The 20,584-nt window shown below is 43.5% G+C and carries 16 protein-coding genes and 1 pseudogene; 13 read left to right on the top strand and 4 right to left on the bottom strand.

Going from position 1 to position 20,584, the window contains the following annotated elements; genetic code table 11:
- Positions 1–87: 87 nt before the first annotated feature.
- From ACZ1GZ_RS16000 to ACZ1GZ_RS15975, 6 genes and pseudogenes are all read left to right on the top strand, one after another.
- Positions 88–672 carry a thymidine kinase gene (locus ACZ1GZ_RS16000; RefSeq protein WP_472665875.1) on the top strand — a complete coding sequence of 195 codons (585 nt, stop codon included), beginning with the start codon at positions 88–90 and terminating at the stop codon, positions 670–672.
- A gap of 126 nt (positions 673–798) precedes the next feature.
- Complete coding sequence (locus tag ACZ1GZ_RS15995; RefSeq protein WP_472665874.1) at positions 799–1,887, top strand: hypothetical protein; 1,089 nt, start codon at positions 799–801, stop codon at positions 1,885–1,887.
- 65 nt (positions 1,888–1,952) lie between these two features.
- Positions 1,953–3,053, top strand: a complete 1,101-nt coding sequence (locus ACZ1GZ_RS15990; RefSeq protein ID WP_472668333.1) for a hypothetical protein — start codon at positions 1,953–1,955, stop codon at positions 3,051–3,053.
- 3 nt (positions 3,054–3,056) lie between these two features.
- Entirely contained in the window at positions 3,057–4,976 is a 1,920-nt protein-coding gene (locus tag ACZ1GZ_RS15985) for an AAA family ATPase (protein ID WP_472665873.1), read from the top strand.
- Positions 4,977–4,980: 4 nt separating this feature from the next.
- Positions 4,981–6,267: pseudogene (locus ACZ1GZ_RS15980) on the top strand (DUF6638 family protein); the annotation flags it as partial.
- 6 nt (positions 6,268–6,273) lie between these two features.
- Entirely contained in the window at positions 6,274–7,374 is a 1,101-nt protein-coding gene (locus ACZ1GZ_RS15975) for a DUF2333 family protein (RefSeq protein ID WP_472668332.1), read from the top strand.
- Between the two features lie 11 nt (positions 7,375–7,385).
- Here the strand turns inward: ACZ1GZ_RS15975 and ACZ1GZ_RS15970 are convergent, their stop codons facing one another.
- Positions 7,386–8,117, bottom strand: coding sequence for a helix-turn-helix transcriptional regulator (locus ACZ1GZ_RS15970; protein WP_472665872.1), 732 nt, complete (start codon positions 8,115–8,117; stop codon positions 7,386–7,388).
- 291 nt (positions 8,118–8,408) lie between these two features.
- Here ACZ1GZ_RS15970 and ACZ1GZ_RS15965 point away from each other — a divergent pair, with 291 nt between their 5' ends.
- The 5 genes from ACZ1GZ_RS15965 (at position 8,409) to ACZ1GZ_RS15945 (ending at position 15,347) form a co-directional block, all read left to right on the top strand.
- Positions 8,409–10,583 (top strand): anthranilate synthase, encoded by a 2,175-nt coding sequence (locus ACZ1GZ_RS15965; protein ID WP_472665871.1) that lies wholly within the window; start codon positions 8,409–8,411, stop codon positions 10,581–10,583.
- A 140-nt stretch (positions 10,584–10,723) separates the two neighbouring features.
- Entirely contained in the window at positions 10,724–12,013 is a 1,290-nt protein-coding gene (locus tag ACZ1GZ_RS15960) for a ferredoxin reductase family protein (RefSeq protein ID WP_472665870.1), read from the top strand.
- 17 nt (positions 12,014–12,030) lie between these two features.
- Positions 12,031–12,546, top strand: coding sequence for a helix-turn-helix transcriptional regulator (locus tag ACZ1GZ_RS15955; protein WP_472665869.1), 516 nt, complete (start codon positions 12,031–12,033; stop codon positions 12,544–12,546).
- Between the two features lie 340 nt (positions 12,547–12,886).
- Positions 12,887–14,593, top strand: coding sequence for a 2-isopropylmalate synthase (gene leuA / locus ACZ1GZ_RS15950; protein WP_472665868.1), 1,707 nt, complete (start codon positions 12,887–12,889; stop codon positions 14,591–14,593).
- Positions 14,594–14,702: 109 nt separating this feature from the next.
- Complete coding sequence (locus ACZ1GZ_RS15945; protein WP_472665867.1) at positions 14,703–15,347, top strand: hypothetical protein; 645 nt, start codon at positions 14,703–14,705, stop codon at positions 15,345–15,347.
- Positions 15,348–15,357: 10 nt separating this feature from the next.
- On the opposite strand, the gene ACZ1GZ_RS15940 is transcribed toward ACZ1GZ_RS15945, so the two are convergent.
- Positions 15,358–16,248, bottom strand: a complete 891-nt coding sequence (locus ACZ1GZ_RS15940; protein WP_472665866.1) for a metallophosphoesterase family protein — start codon at positions 16,246–16,248, stop codon at positions 15,358–15,360.
- Between the two features lie 42 nt (positions 16,249–16,290).
- Here ACZ1GZ_RS15940 and ACZ1GZ_RS15935 point away from each other — a divergent pair, with 42 nt between their 5' ends.
- Positions 16,291–16,758, top strand: coding sequence for an NUDIX domain-containing protein (locus ACZ1GZ_RS15935; RefSeq protein WP_472665865.1), 468 nt, complete (start codon positions 16,291–16,293; stop codon positions 16,756–16,758).
- A 3-nt stretch (positions 16,759–16,761) separates the two neighbouring features.
- Here ACZ1GZ_RS15935 and ACZ1GZ_RS15930 read toward each other — a convergent pair whose 3' ends face one another.
- Positions 16,762–17,742, bottom strand: coding sequence for a glutathione S-transferase family protein (locus ACZ1GZ_RS15930; protein WP_472665864.1), 981 nt, complete (start codon positions 17,740–17,742; stop codon positions 16,762–16,764).
- A 263-nt stretch (positions 17,743–18,005) separates the two neighbouring features.
- On the opposite strand from ACZ1GZ_RS15930, the gene ACZ1GZ_RS15925 reads away from it, so the two are divergent.
- Positions 18,006–18,494: a GNAT family N-acetyltransferase gene (locus ACZ1GZ_RS15925; protein ID WP_472665863.1), complete on the top strand. Its 489-nt coding sequence runs from the start codon at positions 18,006–18,008 to the stop codon at positions 18,492–18,494.
- Positions 18,495–18,502: 8 nt separating this feature from the next.
- On the opposite strand, the gene ACZ1GZ_RS15920 is transcribed toward ACZ1GZ_RS15925, so the two are convergent.
- A complete protein-coding gene (locus tag ACZ1GZ_RS15920) occupies positions 18,503–20,584 on the bottom strand; it encodes a hypothetical protein (protein WP_472665862.1) in 2,082 nt (693 codons plus the stop codon).

Here is a 20,584-nt window from a genome sequence, read left to right as displayed (position 1 = left end):
GAACTATTTTGTTGATATTGGAAACTTTAACTGGATATTCGCGACGCCTAATCGCATTTATGACACCATAATACGGGGAGAAACGCGGTGGCAAAGCTTTATTTTAATTATGCGACAATGAATGCAGGTAAGTCGACTTTACTGCTACAGGCTTCATATAATTATCAAGAGCGCGGCATGCGAACAGTTTTGCTCAATGCTTCATTAGATGACCGCGCCGGAAGTGCAGGGCGCATCGGTTCGCGTATTGGTCTTGCAAGCGATTCAACCGCGTTTCATGCTGATGACGATTTATTTGAGATCATAAAGGGCGAATTGCGAAACGGTGACATTGCCTGTGTTTTCGTTGATGAGGCAAATTTTATGACGGAAGCACAAGCATGGCAATTGTCAAAGATCGTAGATGAGTTGAAAATTCCTGTTATGGCTTATGGTTTGCGGACAGACTTTAAGGGTGAACTCTTCCCTGGGTCGAAGATATTGCTAGCGATTGCCGATGAAATGCGCGAAGTGCGGACAATTTGTGAATGTGGTCGCAAGGCAACAATGGTTGTGCGCATCGATGGCGATGGAAATGTTGTACAAGATGGTGCGCAAATTCAGGTTGGCGGCAATGAAAGCTATGTTTCTTATTGTCGTGTTCACTGGAAGAAGGCGATCGGTCACGAATAGAGATAATTCAGTTGAATTATTGACCAGAAGTTGATTTTATCTCTTACAGCCTTACATAGAGATTAAGTTGTAACAAAACAGATATAACGGGTGGGTCTGAGAAAAGACTTTGTTCGGGGAGTTAAAATGGCATCAATAGCATCATTGGATAGCGAAATTGAAAAGACACGTTCTCAAGTTGAAGAAATGCGCACCAAGATCGATCAATCCAGCAAGGTGCTGGATGAGTTTGCGAAAGCAGATACTAAAATTGGTGATGCAGAATTTGATATCGAAAATGCACGTATTGAAGATGTCTTGAAACAACAAAAGGTCATGGAAGGCAATATTGCTGACCTGATCATTGGTCTGGAAGATGCCACCAACGTTTTCGGATCAGAATTTGAAAGCATGAAAAGCTACACGGCTTATGAGAAATTCATCGGTATCTTTTCAAAACAAAAGATGCAGCGCATGCGTTCTGATCGTGTGCGCAACATGTCTCTTGCAGGAAACTTGCAAGAATTGCTGTCAAAGTCAGATTCAATTGTTGGTATTCTTCGAGAGCAAAAGGCTGTTTTAGAAACGCGGTATAAAACATCTGAAGCAAGCCTGACAGAAGTGATTGAACGCAGAAAAACTGCAATGGAAACACTTGAAGCAACGCAGAACCGGATTAATGAGCTTAATCCAATGCTGATGGATATTGAGAACAAGATTTCGACATCGACTGATCAGAAAGAGCGTACTGATCTTGAAGCTGAGCGCGCTAAGATATCAACTGAATATAATGAAGCGATGGCCAAAGAGCAGGAATTGCTTGCGGAAAGCCAAACGCTTGAGCGTTACACATCGATGTTTGAGACATTTGTGGATTCGCTCAATAACCAGATCGCTGCACAAAACACGCTTATTAACAAGCTGACGATTGATACAGAACAACGTATTGTCCTTTATAAAGCACTTGAAGATTCGCTTAAAACAGCAGCGCAGCAGGATGTTGCTCATAAAATTAATACGCTTGGTAGTGCAGTGGATACTGCAGCTGAAGAAACCATGGCTGGCATTGGCGCTGCATCTCAAAAGCATATTGGTGATTTGTTGGAAATGCATGAGAAAAACATGCTTGCCACCGATGATATTCAACGCCGTAAGAAGCTGGCCGATGATGCATTTGCACGCCGTTTCCAAGCTGTGATGGATAAGCATAATGCAGCGGATTACGTACAACAGTAAGCCATAAGGATCAGGTTTTGAACCGACGTGATAGTTCAAGCCCAATTGAGCGGTATTTCCAAGCTATGAAAGCCGCTCTTGAAGGGTTTAATCTCTTTTTATCAAACAATGATTCAGAACTTTATAGTCATGAAATTATTGGCGGTACATTATCACCCTATATGGAAAAGCTGGCGGCTACATTTTCCTGTTGGCATCATAAAATCGGTTTTGTCGAGCGCTTTAGAATTGATCAGGCAGATAGTGGCTTTCCTATTTTCCAAAATGTGCTTGAACTGGAAGCCGACCGTAAAGACGCTGAAGAACGGTTATCCAATTTAAAAGATAACGCCACCCTTAAAGCGGATATGATTGATCATATTTTATCGCGCAAGGGTTTTCCGGAACAACAACAAGAAGATATGGCCGAACGCGCCTATTTGGAACATATTCAAAAAGGCGAAATTTTTAATTCGCTTATTTTGCCGGAGACTATCGAAGTCTCTATCAATTCGAAAACAGGGCGTCCATCTTATCATGCGCATTGGGGCGCATTTGATGGCAGCCGGACTTTGCCAATTGTTTATATGGCAAAGATAGAAGACTCCAGCAAAGCCATAGCTGATATGTTGATTGGCAAAGACGGTAAGCTGAAGCAGAATTTGAATATTCCATTGCCAGTCGGTGGCCTGTTAAACCCGCAATTTGCGCTTGAATTTGATGATTTTGTTGAGAAGAACACTTCGTATTCACTAAGCCCGACGACAATTGCGCAAAACTTAGATGAAGATTTTGATTTCCTGCATCCAAAACTTTTGCGCCGTTTTGTGTTTGGACCGTTTTACGGCGCTGGCTTAACGGAGAACAATAAGCGCGTTTCGGAGATTTTATCCAAAGTAAGAAAACCGGAAAATGCATGGGTTTTGACGTGGACGATGCAAGAGGTTTTTTCAAAGGCTGAAATTCCAGCAAAACGCGGTATTTGGTCATCAAGTCCAGCACGTGAAGAATTTCATATCAACACAGATGATTTAGAAGCAACGCGACAAGGCGTGAGCTATTATGAGAAATATGCTTTGGTGCCGCACGATGCTTATCAGGCGCTTTACGCAGATGGAAAAGCAGCAGAAATTTTCAACGGTTTTACTGTTTATGTCATTTCAGGCAATCAGGTTATAGGAGTTTAGACTTTGGAACAGAGCAGCGGTTTGACCACTATTCACGAAGACCAAATAACCGAACACCATCATACTGCGCAATCTTTGGTCACGCGATTTATCTTAATGGTTGCGGGTGAAGCAAAGTCTTCAACGCCGCTTGCGGGTACGCGGCGGCGGTTTGTCTCGACTGTGTCATCTCGCGGTGCGCGCCGAACCCATGAAGTTGAGCTATCTGCAACTCTTCAAAATATAAATGCGACTGACCCATTATTATCAGTTCCGCAACATAATTTATTGTTTCGTTCACGCCGAGGAGCGGCTATTGCATTGGCTGTTGCAGACGTGTTTTCTCAGTCCACGGGATTAGAAGATTTACAATCACGCAACGCTGTCTCACCTTTGGCGGGTGAAGACGCCAAGAACTATAAAAATTTATTGTCAGCGTCCGCCTATGTTGCCGCATTTTCATGGGCAGCTTATATGTTGCGTCATCTTCCATCAGATACAGAAAGTGTATCTGATGTTGAAGCGCCGGACTTTAATTTCGATACCTCGCAAGATGCACTAAAGAGCATCATAGCCGGGTTAGATGAAGCTTTGGAAGATGTGAAAGATGATGAAGCGCTTATTGCGCGCAGTCGTTCCTATGCAGAAGAAACTATCTCGGCATTACTAGCACGTCGCAGCCGCTTTGTTGCTTTGCAGGGCTTTGAACACACACATATTCGTATTGAGCAAGATGATTTCAATTTAGATGGTTTTGAAACACCACCGGGCAAGGCGCGCAAGCCTTTGGTGATGAATTTTAAAAAGCCTAATGAGATCATCGGTAACCACATTGCAAAATATCAAGCGCTTAAACTCGCTAAAATGTTGATGGCGTATGACTTTGATCGCCAGATGAATCCATTTGTTGAGCATGGTGGTTTTGTGTTTACCTTCATTGGCGATGGTATGCCTGGCACGGGTAAGACTATCCTCATTCAGATGCTTGCAGGCATGATCAATGATTATTGCCAGGTTGCAGGTTATCCGTTTCATTATGAGAATTTTGGTGTTGATCAGATCTCATCATACCAAGGTAAATCAGGCCAAAACTGTAAGGAATTCGTCAATAACGTTATCGATCCGAGATCTATCTCGCTGGGTACGATTGATGATATCGATCAAGTGGCTGCGCGTAGATCAGATGATAAGTCTTCCGCTGGTCAGCAAGAAGTTACAGCTGTATTGATGGAAAGCTTTGCTGGTGCTTCAACGGTTGTGCGTGGAAACTGTGCCTTTGGGATGTTTTCAAACTATCCGGAAAATGTGGACGATGCTTTACGTCAAAGAGCGAGTGCGCGATGGCTGGTTGATGGTCCGCAAACTGAGGATGATTATGTCGATATCTTTGTGTTGTTGGCAGGGAAAAATCACTCCATTGAATTAGGTGATCACGATTTATTTGAAGGCCAGCAGATTAAAAAGGCAGTATCAGCGAGCTATCAAGGTCACGATAAGCCAAAAGAAGATGGTCTCGTGGCCGTTTGGGAGCATTTTGAAAAGACCAATGGTGCGATTAAAACCATGGCTGATGTTGGTGCTTATCTTTACGCTATTAAACGCGCAGAACCGCGCTTTACCGGCCGTGCAATAAAGAACATCACGGATGCGATTAAAATGCGTGCGATGGATGTCGAACTTCCTGATGAGTGGTTTGAAACACCAGAAGCCTTTATGCATAAAAGCTATGATGAGAAATCTTCTATGATTGGCGAACTTCGTAAGCCGTTTACGCTCGACATGGTTTTGCAAGAAATCAACCGATATGCTGATAGTGAGTTTAGATATACTGACAAAAGCGATGCGGCAGCTGTTGAAGACATTATAAGACGCGAACGCCAACGCGAGCGGGCTATTGCTGAGATCGAAGCCATGCGCGCTGACGGCAGGTGGTCAGATAGGTAATCAGATGAAGCTTCTTTATCAAAATGATCTGATATATGGCCGTCTTATGCCAGTTCGTCAGTCCTTTCTGGTTGATCGCTATCGAAAAGCGATGAAAGGGTTTGGACTCAAACCAACTGAGTTGGATGAGTTTCACATTGACATGACTGGGTTCTCGCCAGAGATTGCGGAGGAAATGGATGATCAAAATTATCTTGATCCGATGGGTGTAAATCGACGTTTTATAATCCTGTCTCCAGATCAAGAGCATCTACCTGTTGTTCACACAAAGTTTTCTAATACTGCGTGGCTGATGCATCAGTTCTTTTCAGACAATGGTCGTGCCCTTCATGCGGTGACCATTAAAGATGCGCTATACGGCGAGATCGATGATCCAATTGCGCGTGTTGAAGATATCGATGATCTGTTGTCGATTGAAGAAGTGAAGTTTGAAGTTAAATCGGCGGACTCATTGCTCGATAATGCAAATGAGCTTCGTGCGCTTGTTGATCATCTTAAAGTATCTAAAAACGCCTGGCGTGATGATGATATGCTAAACCGAATGGTGGCGCTGGCTGCAAAAACGGGTGATATTCGAAACAATGAGCTTGTGCCGCAACATTTGGTTTTTGATCAGGGGTCCTATTGGGCAAACCATTTTGGTGGTGTTTTCGTGTTCCGAGATGAGCGTACCACCACCATTATTTGCGATTCGAAGGCGCCAGGTTTTCGCCGTTCACGCCCTTGGCAGGTGAGCTATCTGGATATTAAAGACCATGCTCGAATTTTTGACTATTTGAAATCGACCAACCGATTGCAATTGCCAACCAAAAAATGGGTCAAAAAGTCCAAGTTACTAGAGCATCGTGCTGAAATGGTTATTCGAGATGTTTTGCGTGCGGAGGGCGAAAATGTATCATTTGATGATTTGTCTGACAGCAACATTCGATCCTGGTTGCGCAGCAATAACCGCCTCATTGCCCGTGATGGTCGTTATGGCTATTTCAAAGATATGCTTGATAAAATTGATGATGTGGGCAAACTTTCTTCAAAAGACATCAATAAAAGCGAGTGGCTGTTGCTATGCAGGGCAAATCCCAAACATCGTGAGAAATGGTTGGTCAATCGATTGGTCTCGCGCTTAACTCCATTTGATTTTGTGTCTCGCTTTATTTTTGATAAGCAAGGATTTTACGAAGTTTATCAAGATTATAGCGATGAGTTTAAACAACAGGTTGTTTCTAAACTCAAAAATACATATCTATCAGACAAGAAAGACCTAAGGGCGCGACTTTATCAAACTGAGGGGGATATTCCCATGCTTGATCCAATTTTTGAGTTTTTTGGCAATATATTTGATGCGATCAAACGGGGCATTGCCAAACTAATTGCTTGGATATTAGCTCCGTTTATTGCTCTAATTGCTTTGTTTAAGGCCAGTGGGCTTATTTTAAAAATTATCATAGCATTTGTCGTGATTGTTATTCTTGGCGGTTATGGATCGTTCACATATTCCACTCAGTTCTGGCATGGTTTTGATACCAATTACACTAGCAAGTATGAGTTTTCAGAAGCTGCAGTGCCCGGCACAGTTGTTGGCAATGATGTTTGCGCTCCGTCGGGTATTGTGTCGGTGACGAGCGATTTGATCGATTTCAACGTTAATCAAAACGGTTGGGTGTCCTCCAGTTTGCTATATAAAGCGGGCTTTTTTGGACTTGATTGGGATAGCACCCCGTATTTTGATAATAAAGCAAGCTTCCAGCGTGGGGTGAACCAAGCTATTCGCAGAACGACCGCTGAGCTTGTCGACACGCTTGGGCGCGTGCGTGGTACGTCTCAGATTGATAATGATTTACAAAACGCACGTGGTGTGATGCAAACGGATGAGGAAAGATGGTATTTCAGTCTCGACCCGTTTGGGTTCACGACGCCTTCTCAAAGCTATTATCGTTCAGGTATTGGCCACCTTACTAGCTATAATGACCGCCTGGTTAAATGTGATACCGTATTTGATGCGCGTGCGGATAACTTAATTCGCTTCCTCGATCGGATTGCATCTGATATCGGTTCGACATCAGATATCCTTAGAAGACAATCTGAGACCAGCAATGCCGGTTGGTTTGACACAAGAGCAGATGACAGGTTTTGGTTCGCTTTTGGTCAGCTCTATGCTTATCACGGCATTTTGCAAGCAGCGCGTGCCGACTTTGTTGAGGTTATTGAACAACGTAATCTAGATCGTCCTTGGGAGGAAATGGATGGCCAATTAGTTGCTGCGCTTAAAATTCAACCAGCTATGATTTCAAATGGTAATGAGAGCGGTTGGATTATGCCAACGCATTTGGCAACAATGGGTTTTTACATCCTAAGATTTAGATCAAACCTTGTCGAAATCAGATCAATTTTAGATCGCTAAGTGAATTAAGTTTACGAAATTGTCCCAAGGCGTAAAGCCTTGGCGACCAATTGTGGTCGGTTTACGCAATCCATTTTTTTCATTGCGCTGTGCAAATGTGCGTTAACGGTATGGTCTGACACATTCAAAATTTGACTGATTTCAGACGATGTTTTGCCGTTTGCCACCCAAGTCAGTATTTCGCTTTCGCGCTGAGTAAGACTGCGGTTGGGACGACTTTCGTTGTTCGTTAATTCGCAAATTAAATCGTATGCGTAGGATGAAATTGTATGCAGATAGGCGAGACTAAGATCGTCAATCTCATCACGATCCCCCATAAACATTACCGCGCCCTTTGATGCATTTCGGCAGCTAACAGGAAAGCTGAAACCCATTGAGATATTGTTGTCGAATAAAAATTCACGGGTTCTATTTATGTTTTGTGCAGATTGGGTAATCACATATTCATCCACCATATCGGTGCGCCAAACCCTTGGCTGAACAGACTGCCTAAGCGCATCAAAATGGGTGCTATAGCTTAGCATTTCCTGCTGATCATAATCATATATTAGTTGCGGGCTTAAGCAGCTCCATAAAACATGATCTGATAGTTTGCGGCTTGATGTAGCTGGTACACTTGTTACAACCATTTTGTCGATATCAAATTCATCAGCCGTCGCGCGCAATGCATCGCCCAATTCGGTGATGGACTGTATTTGTCCTAGTGTTTTCGCTAGCGAGTTTTGACTCAGTTTGATTGACATATTTGATTGCATCCAAAGTTAAGAGTGAATTTAATGCTTTGAATGCAAGTTAGCAATCGTAATTGGTAATAAATCCAAATTTTATCAGATTTGCGTCACAAGTTTGTAGAGCCTGCTTGCAAAAGTGAAATTGTTGGTTTAACACCTTTATATGACTAAGATTAATCAAACAGCAATGTGGTGGTGGGTTCGTTAAAAGCGGCCACGATGTTACCTGTTTGAATGAAAATGTGCCGCTGATTTTGTTAGCGGCTTTTTTTATGTCTGCTATTGAAATCTAAAGCACGCCAAATGAGTGTGGTGAATATGAAAACTGAAGCTGAAGAATATCAAACGAAGGGTGGTGTTAATGTCACCCGAGAACGTAAAAACCGTTCATATAACGATGCTATTTCGTCATATATTGATGCATTAGATTCGCGTCGAGGGGCAGCATTTTCCTCAAATTATGAGTATCCGGGACGCTATACCCGTTGGGATACAGCCATCATTGATCCACCTTTGGGTATGTCCTCGCATGGTCGAAGCGTTAAGTTTGAAGCTTACAACGATCGCGGAATTGCTTTGCTGGCCATGATCGCACCTTCGTTTGAGGGGCAAGATGAAATTGAAGTTCAAGCGCAATCAGCGTCGCAGATATCTTTGAATGTGAAATTACCAACGCGCAGTTTTACCGAAGAAGAACGATCAAAGATGCCAAGTGTCTTTACCGTTCTGCGACTTGTTACCGACCTTTTTCACTCAGATGAAGATGGAAATTTGGGCCTGTTTGGCGCATTTGGTTATGATCTGGCGTTTCAATTTGATCCGATAGAATATCAAATTGCACGCCCTGACGATCAGCGTGATCTGGTCTTGTTTCTGCCAGATGAAATCTTGGTGGTGGACCATCATAATCAAGAGGCTTGGGTTGAAGCCTACGAATTCTCATATGGTGATTTGACCACGGCTGGTAAAGAAAAACAAATCGATGAGCAGCCTTTTGTTCCTTCCGATCAGGTGCCTCCTCGCGGGGATCATGATCCTGGCGAATACGCTAAATTGGTTGAAAAAGCCAAGGAAAGCTTCAAACGTGGTGATCTGTTTGAAGTTGTGCCAGGGCAAATGTTCTTTGAACAGTGTCGCGATAAACCATCTGATATTGCGCGCCGTCTTAAAAAAATCAATCCATCTCCATATTCGTTCTTCATCAATTTAGGGCAGAACGAATATCTTGTGGGAGCATCTCCAGAGATGTTTGTGCGCGTCAATGGACGCCGGATTGAAACATGTCCAATTTCAGGAACGATTAAGCGTGGTCGTGATGCGATTGAAGATTCCGAACAGATCTTAGAACTGCTGAATTCTAAAAAGGATGAATCTGAGCTTACAATGTGTTCGGACGTTGATCGTAATGACAAAAGCCGCGTTTGCGAACCTGGTTCTGTCCGCATGATCGGTCGACGCCAAATTGAAATGTATTCGCGCCTTATTCATACCGTGGATCATATTGAAGGTCGATTGCGGGATGGCATGGATGCATTTGATGGGTTCTTGTCTCACGCATGGGCTGTGACGGTTACTGGCGCGCCAAAACTTTGGGCGATGCGCTTTATTGAAAACCATGAAAAAAGCCCGCGATCTTGGTATGGTGGTGCAATTGGTATGATCAATTTCAATGGTGATATGAATACAGGCCTGACACTGCGCACTATTCGTATCAAAGATGGGATTGCTGAAGTTCGTGCAGGTGCAACATTGTTGTTTGATTCTGATCCTGATGCTGAAGAAGCTGAAACAGAATTGAAAGCTTCTGCTATGTTGGCTGCGATCCGCGGTGATGTGAAGTCCAATGACACAAGCTCTGTCAAACGTGCAAGTGTCGGCGAAGGCGTCTCAATTTTGCTTGTGGATCATGAAGATTCTTTTGTGCACACATTGGCCAATTACTTCAGACAAACAGGTGCAAAGGTTACGACCGTTCGCTCTCCTGTATCTGAAGAGGTGTTTGATGAACATATGCCAGGCCTTGTGGTATTATCACCTGGTCCTGGTAATCCAACGGATTTTGATTGTAAAAACACAATCGCCAAAGCACGAGCACGCGATATTCCAATATTTGGTGTATGTTTAGGTATGCAAGCATTGGCCGAAGCAGCTGGTGGCTCATTGCGTCAGCTTGCAATCCCAATGCATGGTAAACCATCTAGAATTCGCATTAACAATCCAAGTCTTGTGTTCTCAGGCGTGGAAAGTAATGTAGCGGTTGGCCGTTATCATTCCTTGTTCATTGATCCAGTGACTTTGCCTGAACGTTTTGCGATCACAGCTGAGACGGAAGATGGTGTTGCAATGGGAATTGAGGATTTGGACGCTGGGATGGCTGCTGTACAGTTCCATCCAGAATCTATCATGTCCTTGGGTCAAGATGCTGGTATGCGCATGATTGAAAATGTTGTTGCGCATTTGGCAAAGCGATCTAACTAAGGTTTGAAATCCAGTTTTTTAATCCACATGGTCATTTATCACTTTGGTTTATGGCCATGTGGATAGCGTTCCGTTGAGTTGACCTTTCCTACAATTATCAATAGTTCGAGCGATAAGAATTATATGATATAGGAACTTTTATGCGCCCAATTGGAATTGTCCTTATTATCGCAGCACTTTTGATACCGCTATATTGGTATGTCGGCTGGATCACAGGTCCCAACGGATCGGCTATGTTTAGCCAATATATTGGATCTGTTTCAATTATTGCCATGGGCATTTCGATGATGCTGTCTACGCGTATCATCGGATTAGAACCGATTTTTGGCGGGTTGGACCGTATTTATGTCATTCACAAATGGCTTGGTATTTTAGCTGTTGCTACGATCTTAATTCATGACACAGTTGATGCTGAGTTGCAGGGGCGCGAAACCTTTCTAACGGATCTTGGCGAAACGCTTGGTGAAGTAAGTCTTTATGGTATTTTAATTCTTGTGGTGATCACAATTGTTACATTCATTCCATATCACCTATGGCTTTGGACGCATAAGTTTATGGGGCTGTTCTTCACATTTTCTGCAATACATTACATCTTACTGATGAAGCCACTTGATCCGGTCACACCGCTTGGCATCTATATGCTTGTCTTCTGTGTGTTGGGTATTATCTCTTACATATATACGTTGCTGCCGCTCAGGGGAGGGCGCGATTATCAAGTGTCTGGTATTCAAAACAGCGGTTCTATGATCTCGCTTGAATTAAAACCCGTATCACGCGGTATTTCTCACAGAGCAGGGCAGTTCGCATTCTTGGATATCAAAGGTGCAAAAAAGACTGAAGTGCATCCATTTACGATTTCAAAGGCGCCGGATGGAGAAGGCACCTTGCGCTTTACCATCAAAGCTTTGGGTGATTTCACGCATGATATTGCAAAATCCGTTAAGGTTGGACAAAAAGCAAATGTATCTCGCGCATATGGTCATTTCCGCCGGAAAAACAGACGCCCAGAAATCTGGATTGCAGGTGGTATCGGCATTACACCATTCCTTGCATGGGCAAGTGAAGTTGGCGAATTAAAACACCCTGTGCATTTGTTTTATTGCGTTCGCAATGAACAAGAGGCTGTCCATTTAGATGAGCTTCGTACGCTGGATGTAAACCCAAATTTCAATCTCCATCTTGTTTGCTCACAGACAAGCGGCCGCTTAACTGTCGATCGGATTGCAGATGCAGTGGATTTTTCTATATCAGACGCCGATGCATATTATTGTGGTCCTGAAATTATGCGTAACAGTTTGCAAAAAGGTTTGGCGGCACGGGGTCTATCAAAGTCACGTTTTCATTATGAAGAATTTGAAATTCGTTCGGGCATTGGGCTACGTTATTTGCTGTCGTTCGTTTTAAAACTTTTGCAGCGTAAATCGACATAGATTGTGGAGGCCGGCCCATGCCGTATTTAGAGTATTTTGAAACACGACGTGGCTTGAAAGCATTGTTCATTGCGCAGGCACTATGTGTCTTATTTTTTGTATTTGATGTCATACGGGAATTTTTAAATTTACCACATAAAGTCGGTGGTTTTGATTTTGAAATTTTTGAGTTCATGATCGTCTTTGTCATGGTCTTAAGCATGCTAATCACCGGGCGGCAGTTGCGGATTAGTCGAGAAAAGGCAAGCAGTTTGCAAGATAAATTGCGTGCAGCGTCGGGTGAGTTTAACGCCATGCTGATGCAGTCTTTTGAGGAGTGGGGTTTGACTAGTTCTGAAAAAGATGTCGCGCTGCTTGCGATCAAAGGTTTAGGCATTCAAGAAATCTCAACAATGCGGGAAACCAAAGAAGGCACTGTTAAAGCACAATTAAATGCAATTTATCGTAAAGCTGATGTGTCTGGTCGTCCGCAATTAATCAGCTATTTTGTTGAAGAATTGATGAATGATGATCTGTTGTCTGAGAGTTCATAATCACACAAGACGAATGGTTAAAACCACTTGCGAAATTTCGTGGGTTGCACAAATGCGCAAATCGCGTTAATTCTCTCGCATTATGAAAAACCGACACAACAGAATTTTTGGCTCATTAAAAGACACCTTGCATTTGTCTGCAGGTGTGTTGCGCATGAATTCAGACCTTCTCTTACTTACAAGCGGTCGTCGGGCTCTATAAGGAGCGTCCGGCGGTCGAAGCCGTTTCGGAAAAGCTCCTTAATTCCTTTACAGATTAAATTGAATATCCCATATGGGGAGCGTTCGCGTTGAATAAGCAGTTTGCTATCCGTGAATGTTGAAAAGTAAGAGATGAAAAATGGTTCAAAATACTTCAAATAACGGCATTGTTGGAATGCCTATGGCAGCTGAAAAATATAAGCCATATGGGCAAGTGCCACTCGCTGATCGAACTTGGCCTTCTAAGACCATCACAAAAGCGCCAATCTGGTGTTCGGTTGATCTAAGGGATGGCAATCAGGCGTTGGTTGACCCGATGGGCCATGATCGTAAAGCGCGGATGTTCAAGCTTTTGCTTGATATGGGCTTTAAAGAGATCGAAATTGGGTTTCCCTCAGCTTCACAAACCGATTTTGATTTTGCGCGCTGGTGTGTTGAAGAAGGTAATGTGCCGGAAGATGTATCATTGCAAGTTTTGGTGCAATGTCGGCCGGAGTTAATCACCCGCACATTTGAAGCACTTGATGGAGCTAAAAATCCGATTATCCATTTTTATAATTCAACATCAGAGCTTCAACGTCGTGTGGTCTTTAACAAAGATGTTGCTGGCATTCGTCAGATAGCAGTCGATGCTGCAAAAATGATTGTCGATATGGCGGAAAAAGCAGGTGGTGGCTATCGCTTTGAATATTCGCCCGAAAGCTTTACCGGAACAGAGTTGGAAGTCGCTCTAGACATCTGTAATTCAGTTGTGGAAGAGATCAAGCCGACACCGGATAACAAATTGATCCTTAACTTGCCTGCGACAGTTGAAATGTCGACGCCAAATATCCATGCTGACCAGATCGAATGGTTCTGCCGTAATATTGATCAACGCGATAGTGTGATTATCTCGCTTCACCCACATAATGATCGCGGTACCGGAATTGCAGCCACCGAGCTTGGATTGTTGGCGGGTGCCGATCGCGTTGAAGGTACATTGTTTGGTAATGGAGAGCGCACGGGTAATGTTGATGTTGTTACATTAGCGTTGAACATGTTTACCCAAGGGGTGGACCCAAAGCTTGATTGTACAGACATTGAACGCATTAAAAATGTTTATGAATATTCCAATCAGATGAAAATTCCCGAGCGCCATCCTTACGTTGGTGAATTGGTTTACACAGCGTTTTCTGGTTCTCACCAGGATGCGATTAACAAGGGTATGAAGTCGATCAAAAAGGCCAATAGCCCTGAATGGGAAGTGCCATATTTGCCGATCGATCCGCAGGATGTGGGCCGGACTTATGAAGCGATCATCCGAATTAATTCTCAATCAGGCAAGGGTGGTATCGCTTATATCCTGCAGGAAGATTATGGTTTGATATTGCCGCGTGCGCTGCAAGTTGAATTCCGCGGTGAAATTCAAAAGATCACCGATGAAGAAGGTGTGGAACTTCCTGCCGCGCGTATTTATGAGCGATTTATGGACGTTTATGTTAATCAAAAAGATGGTCGGTTAAAATTTATCGACCACACGACATTTACCGATCCAGACAATTCCGATTTGCGTCTTATCAAGGCCAAGATTTCCGATAATGGCAAAGAAGTTGAGATTGAAGGAAAAGGTACCGGACCAGTTGATAGCTTTATCAACGCACTTTCAAATTATCTTGATATGGATATGACCGTTGCCAATTACTCTGAGCATTCATTGCAACACGGCTCAAACGCCTCTGCGATTTGTTACATGGAGATTGAAAGCGATAGCCAAAAGCTGCATGGTGCTGGTATTCATACCAATATTTCCGCGGCATCATTGGTTGCAATTTTGTCAGCAGCGAACCGTTTTCTTGTAAATAAGTAACAGGTTTTCAAAAACAATTGGATTTATTGTGTGGCGGGACGATCGTTCTCGCCACCCGATGTTTTATGTGCTAATTTAATATTAACCATAAAATATTGGATATAGCATCATGTCTGAGAAGAAAGACAACGCCCAGAATAATAATCGCCTTTCTGATGTCGTGCGCAAAGCGCGGGTAACATCTGCCGAACGGCAGGACGTTGTTATAGATATGAAAGAAGCTGATAAAGCCAGATTAGAACTTTTGGCTGAAAAGCTTGAACCAATCTTTGACGATGTCGACAAAGAAGATGATCGCTTTGACTTTAATATCTCTTCAGGTGCGCAGCCGCGCATTTGGATTGATAGTGTTGCACATGTGCATATGGGGCGTGATAGACGAACTTATCGCTTTGTCCGCGACAGTCGTTTGGGGCGTGTTGTGCTGGTTGAGAGTGGTGACATTGATGAGGTTTATGCATATGTCACCAATTATATTGCCGACCGTGTGATTGAACGTGAAAAGCTTCTTGAAGGTGATATGGAAGCCTTTAAAGACTATTATGCACGCATGACAAATGAGAATTTGGGTGCTGAACCTGATACTTTAAATGATAACAAAGACGCAGCTGAGCCGCTCATTGCTGAAAAGCGTGAACCGTCATCCAGTTCATTTGCTATTGGTGCGACTTGGTTCATTCTAGGTGGGTTGTTAGGCCTTGCTTTGACATTTAACTATCGCGAAGAATTAGCAAACTTCTTGCAGTCGTTTTAATCAAATTTGGCTAATAAAGCTTTGATTTCATAACGCATTGCACCTGTTGCATTGATTTGTCTAATAAAAAGCGTGCGTGTTCGCATTGCCAAGCATTACCGATTTTAGAAATATCAAACAGATTAAACCCTGCGACAGGTTTTTTATCACCATGGATTTGCGTTGCTGAGGAAATACCAAATGTTGGCACTTTGCCCTGATTGGTTATGATATCAAATTGAGTATTTAGATGTGTGTGGCCGTGGAGAATCAATTCCGCGCCAGCTTTATCCAGCATTTGGCGAAAATTTTTCGTACCATACATGCGCTTCATACGATGGGTCGCGCCTTCATATGGTGGGTGGTGAATGAGAATAACGCGAAAGAGGTCTTGCCGTTTTGCTTTTGTGAGCAGTTCAACGGCTTTATCAGCTTGTTGTTTTGAGAAATTACCCGTTGCACGAAACGGCATGGTCGCGTTTGAGGTGGATAATCCTATAATTGCCAAAGGGCCTCTGGTTTGCATATAGGGAAAAACATCGACTGCTTCTTTGCTATCGCCAGTGACCCAGGGCTTCCAAGCCTGCATGGCTTGTTTGAATGCGCCCGGAACATACGCATCGTGATTTCCGGGGACCAAGCTTGTGCTATCAGCGGGACAATTGAGCTCAAGCCATTTTTTCGCCGCTAGGATTTCCGGGTTGGTAGCAAGATTAACCATGTCACCGGTTATCGCTAGATGATCAATGCCTTTGTTATTAATCTCGGACATGAGGGTATCTAAAACACCGATCTGATGAAATGCTTTGCGGTGCCTGTTCCAGTTTATGTAACCGGTAATACGCTTTGAGAAAAGTTCTCGTAATCGAACCTGGGGTAAAGGACTTAAATGAAGGTCGGAAATATGAGCGAGACGAAACATGCTTGATCTGATAGCCTTTGCAAAGAAATCGGGCAAGGAAATATGCAAAAATCTTTATTAGAAAAACTGCGAAATAAGGTCTTTCACACCTGGTTTTGGCTTACTCGCTCTATGACCATGGGTGTGCGTGTTGCAGCATTTGATGACAAGGGACGTATTTTTTTGGTGCGGCATACCTATGTAAATGGTTGGCATTTACCTGGTGGCGGAATTGAACGTGGTGAAGCTGCTTTAGAGGCGGTGCACAAGGAACTACAAGAAGAGGGAAACCTTTTTGTACAAGGACAAGCAGAACTTTTGGCTGTCTTTTTCAACACCAATGCTACCAATCGCGATCATGTTTTATTTTACAAATGCCAAGTTATACAATCAGAAGCAAAGCAAAATGATCATGAAATTGCGGAATCCGGCTTTTTTGACTTAGCAGCATTGCCCGATGGAATAACAAAAGCGACCCAGCGGCGAATTGATGAAATTGCCGCTGGCAATGGGTTTGCTGATAGGTGGTAATTTCTAACTCAAATGATCGCGTCCATGTGGGCTATCTAAATCAAGTTCAGGCCCGTTTGGCACAATTCTAGTTGGGTTGATGGTTTCATGGCTGGCAAAATAATGGTGCTTGATGTGTAACATGTTAACCGTGTCAGAGATCCCATCAATTTGGTATAATTCACGCAGATAACCTGCAAGGTTTTTGTAGTCCGCGATGCGTTTTTTGTTGCACTTAAAATGGCTGACATAAACTGCATCAAAGCGCACTAAGGTCGTAAACAAACGCCAATCTGCTTCTGTAATTTGATTGCCAACTAAATAACGCTGGTTGGCTAATCTGTCATCTAACATATCAAGCGTTGCAAAGAGCTTGTCATAGTTTTCGTTATAGGCTTCTTGGGTCGTGGCAAAGCCGCACTTATAAACACCGTTATTCACATTGTGGTAAATGATCGCGTTGATTTCATCGATCTCTTTACGCAAATGCTCTGGGTAATAGTCGTGATCGGATGAACTCATCTCAGCAAATTCACTATTGAACATGCGAATAATCTCAGACGATTCGTTTGAGACAATTGTATTGTTGTGTTTGTCCCAAAGCACAGGCACGGTCACGCGTCCAGTATAATCACTCATAGCCTTGGTATAGACTTCGTGCATGTATTCAGAACCGTGTAGGTGATCAATCGTACCGCCATCGCGATCATGAAATTCCCAGCCGTTTGCTCCCATAAAGTGATCAACAACTGAAACATCAATAATATCTTCAAGGCCTTTGAGCATTCTAAAGATCAGTGTTCGATGTGCCCACGGACAAGCATAAGAGATGTATAAATGGTAACGGTTTATTTCAGCTTTAAATCCATCTTTGCCGCTCGGTCCGGCTTTCCCGTCTTTGGTAATCCAGTTACGAAATGCAGCGTCTTTTCGTTTGAAGTGACCACCGCTGGCTTTCGTATCATACCAAACATCGTGCCATTTTCCGTCAACTAGCATACCCATAACGATCTCCTTTTTAATCTGCTTGGAATATGAAGATTTGGCGGAAATAAACAAGATATCAATTTCGAGCTAAACTGTCGCAATTTTTGCAACGATCGAATTGGCCAATTTTTGTAACTTTTTGTTGGACTGTTTCGAAAATTGTTGATACACGAGCGCCAACAAAGGAATTTGCCGTGCTTAAAAGACTGAAATTGCGACGACGATAAATCAATTACCCCATCCAGTGGGCCGGTTTATCTATGCAATTTCAGGACTTAAAAATGTTTGTTTCTCAATTTACTTTTCTCAACGAAGATCTTTCGCACGACAATGTTATTCATGCCATCAATGAAGAAGCTTTTGGCCCGGGACGTTTTGCGCGCGCGGCAGCGCGCATTCGCGAGCAAGGGCCTCATGATTATCAGCATTCTTATATCTGTCAGGATGGCGAGTTAATTGTGGGTTCTGTGCGTATGACACCCGTTTGGATTGGTGAGGTGAAGGCTTATTTACTGGGCCCACTGGCAGTTCGCCCATCTCATAAATCAAAGGGTGTGGGTGGCAAACTTATCGAGCTTGCAGTTCAATCTGTTGATGATGCTATGGTGATTTTGGTGGGTGATTATGCCTATTATGGCCCGAAGGGGTTTCATCAGTTTGATGCTCAAAGCGTTATGTTCCCTGGTCCTGTTGATCGTTCACGTATCCTGATCAATAAACAATTGTCGGAAAGTGAGGTGCTCTCCGGCAGCGTTAAATTCCGCGATTAGGATTGTGATTAACGACCTTCCCGATACCAGGTTAGCGAAAATATCATCAGCAATGCGGCGAGGCCTAACAGCCCTCCCAATAACGGGTATTGCGTTACGCCAATAAGTACAGTTTCGTTGGATGTGCGCAAAAGCATGCGATTAGAGTTTGCTGTGCTTAAACTATTAGGGAGCTGGCGAACCGGGACGATTTGCGGCAGTTCAATTGCCCCATTGTTTGATACACGTTTTACAATGCCTTTGCTTAGCGTTGCGATTGGTGCGAGTTTCGCCTCAGTCGAAATGACTTGTTTAAATTCAGGTGCATCAACTGCCCCAACATGGACAAGGGTTGATAATTCCCCGTCAATCACCTGATAAAGGCCAGCTTCTTGCGCACTTAAATCAAGCTCAAATCGACCCGGTGACGTTTGTTCGAGGACGATTTCACCGCGTTCGCCAGATGGTGAGATCAGTTCTAAGGGTTGAATATTATCTGCCATTGTCTGCCGTGTGATTTGAATATTCTCACCGTTTGATGTGGCAAAAATGGCTTCTTCTTCAAGAGCAGGTTCTCCCATCAGCCAATGCGCAATACGCCGATAAAGTGATACATGTGGACCACCGCCTTCAAAACCGCGGGACCAAAGCCAGCTGTGATCAGACAATAGCATGGCAACGCGTCCCTGATCCACGCGATTTAATACCAATAGGGGCGACTGGTTTGGGCCATCAAGAATATTATCACCTTCAATGCCGTTTACTTCGATGGATCTAAACCAGCGGCCCCAGTTTGGGGGTTCTGCGGCACTACCTGGAAGGTCACGGCTTACAGGATGTTTTGCGCCTTCCGCCGAAATACGCGGATAATAACCTATTTTATTGGTGCGACCTGTTGGAAGCGCGGGAAGGACTGTGGCCAATGGGGTTGTGGCAATGCTTTGAATGCCAGAAAATTCTGGCCCTGCAGCAATTAGCAATGCGCCTCCGTCTTCAACGTAACGCGCAATATTGTCGTAATATAAGATCGATAAGACACCCAATCTTTGATAACGATCAAGGATAATGAGATCGAATTCATCAATTTTCTCCAAGAACAATTCACGTGTCGGAAATGCGATGAGGGATAATTCATCAATTGGAGTTCCGTCACTGCGATCTGGTGGTCTGAGGATTGTAAAATGCACCAGATCAATTGAGGTGTCGGATTTAAGCAGATCGCGCCAAGCACGTTCGCCTGAATGTGGCGCACCTGAAATAAGCAATACGCGCAGGTTTTGTCGAATGCCTTCAGTTTGCACAACGGCCTTATTGTTAATCTCGCTCACTTCGCCCTCAATAGGAGTGACGGAAAGCTCGATTAGGTTTTCACCACGGCGGGGAATTTCCACAAAAGCGGATGTTTGAGTTCCAATCGGTGCAATTTCCGTTGAGATAAATTCGCCATTAAGCTTCAACTCAACTTCAATATCTGTTTGGGGGTAAAGGGCGCGATTGCCATCTATAAATACTTGATAGACTAACTCCTGAAACTCTCCCACAAGTCCGAAGCGTGGTGCTTTGGTAATTTCAACACGAATGTCTAGCTTATCTTCATCCCCTGTAATCAGACTATGTATAGGTGAGTTTATACCAATTTGTTCAAGGTTCTCTGGGATATCGTGAACCTGCCCGTCCGTGATTAAAATGCTACCTGCAAGACGATTTGCCGGAATGTCAGAAATTTCATTGCTGAGTGCTGAAAACAGATTGGTTGCTGTATTATCGCTTTTATCATGTTCAACCTCACGAACCCGGACGTCGATATTTTTATACTTTGCAAGTTGCTCTTCGAGTAACGCTAAGGTTTGGTCCGTTTGTGCAAGACGATCTTCTGCTGATTGGCTTTGGCTTTTATCGACGATAACCGAAACAATATTTTGTACAGGTTCACGTTCTTCATCGGTAAAAATGGGATTTGCTAAAGCTAATAAGACCAGAGTAAATGCGACAGTTCGCAATAGTGCGCCACGTTGTTTTGAAAAAAATGCAATGCCAGAAATGAGCAAAGTTACGGCCAAGCAGATTGCAAGTAATGCTATAGGGATCAAAGGTGCAAAGGTTATCGCCAT

Source organism: Lentilitoribacter sp. JB5-8 (assembly GCF_055693385.1).
Note: the sequence above shows the minus strand (reverse complement) of the source record. Positions and strands in the feature narration are given on the sequence as shown.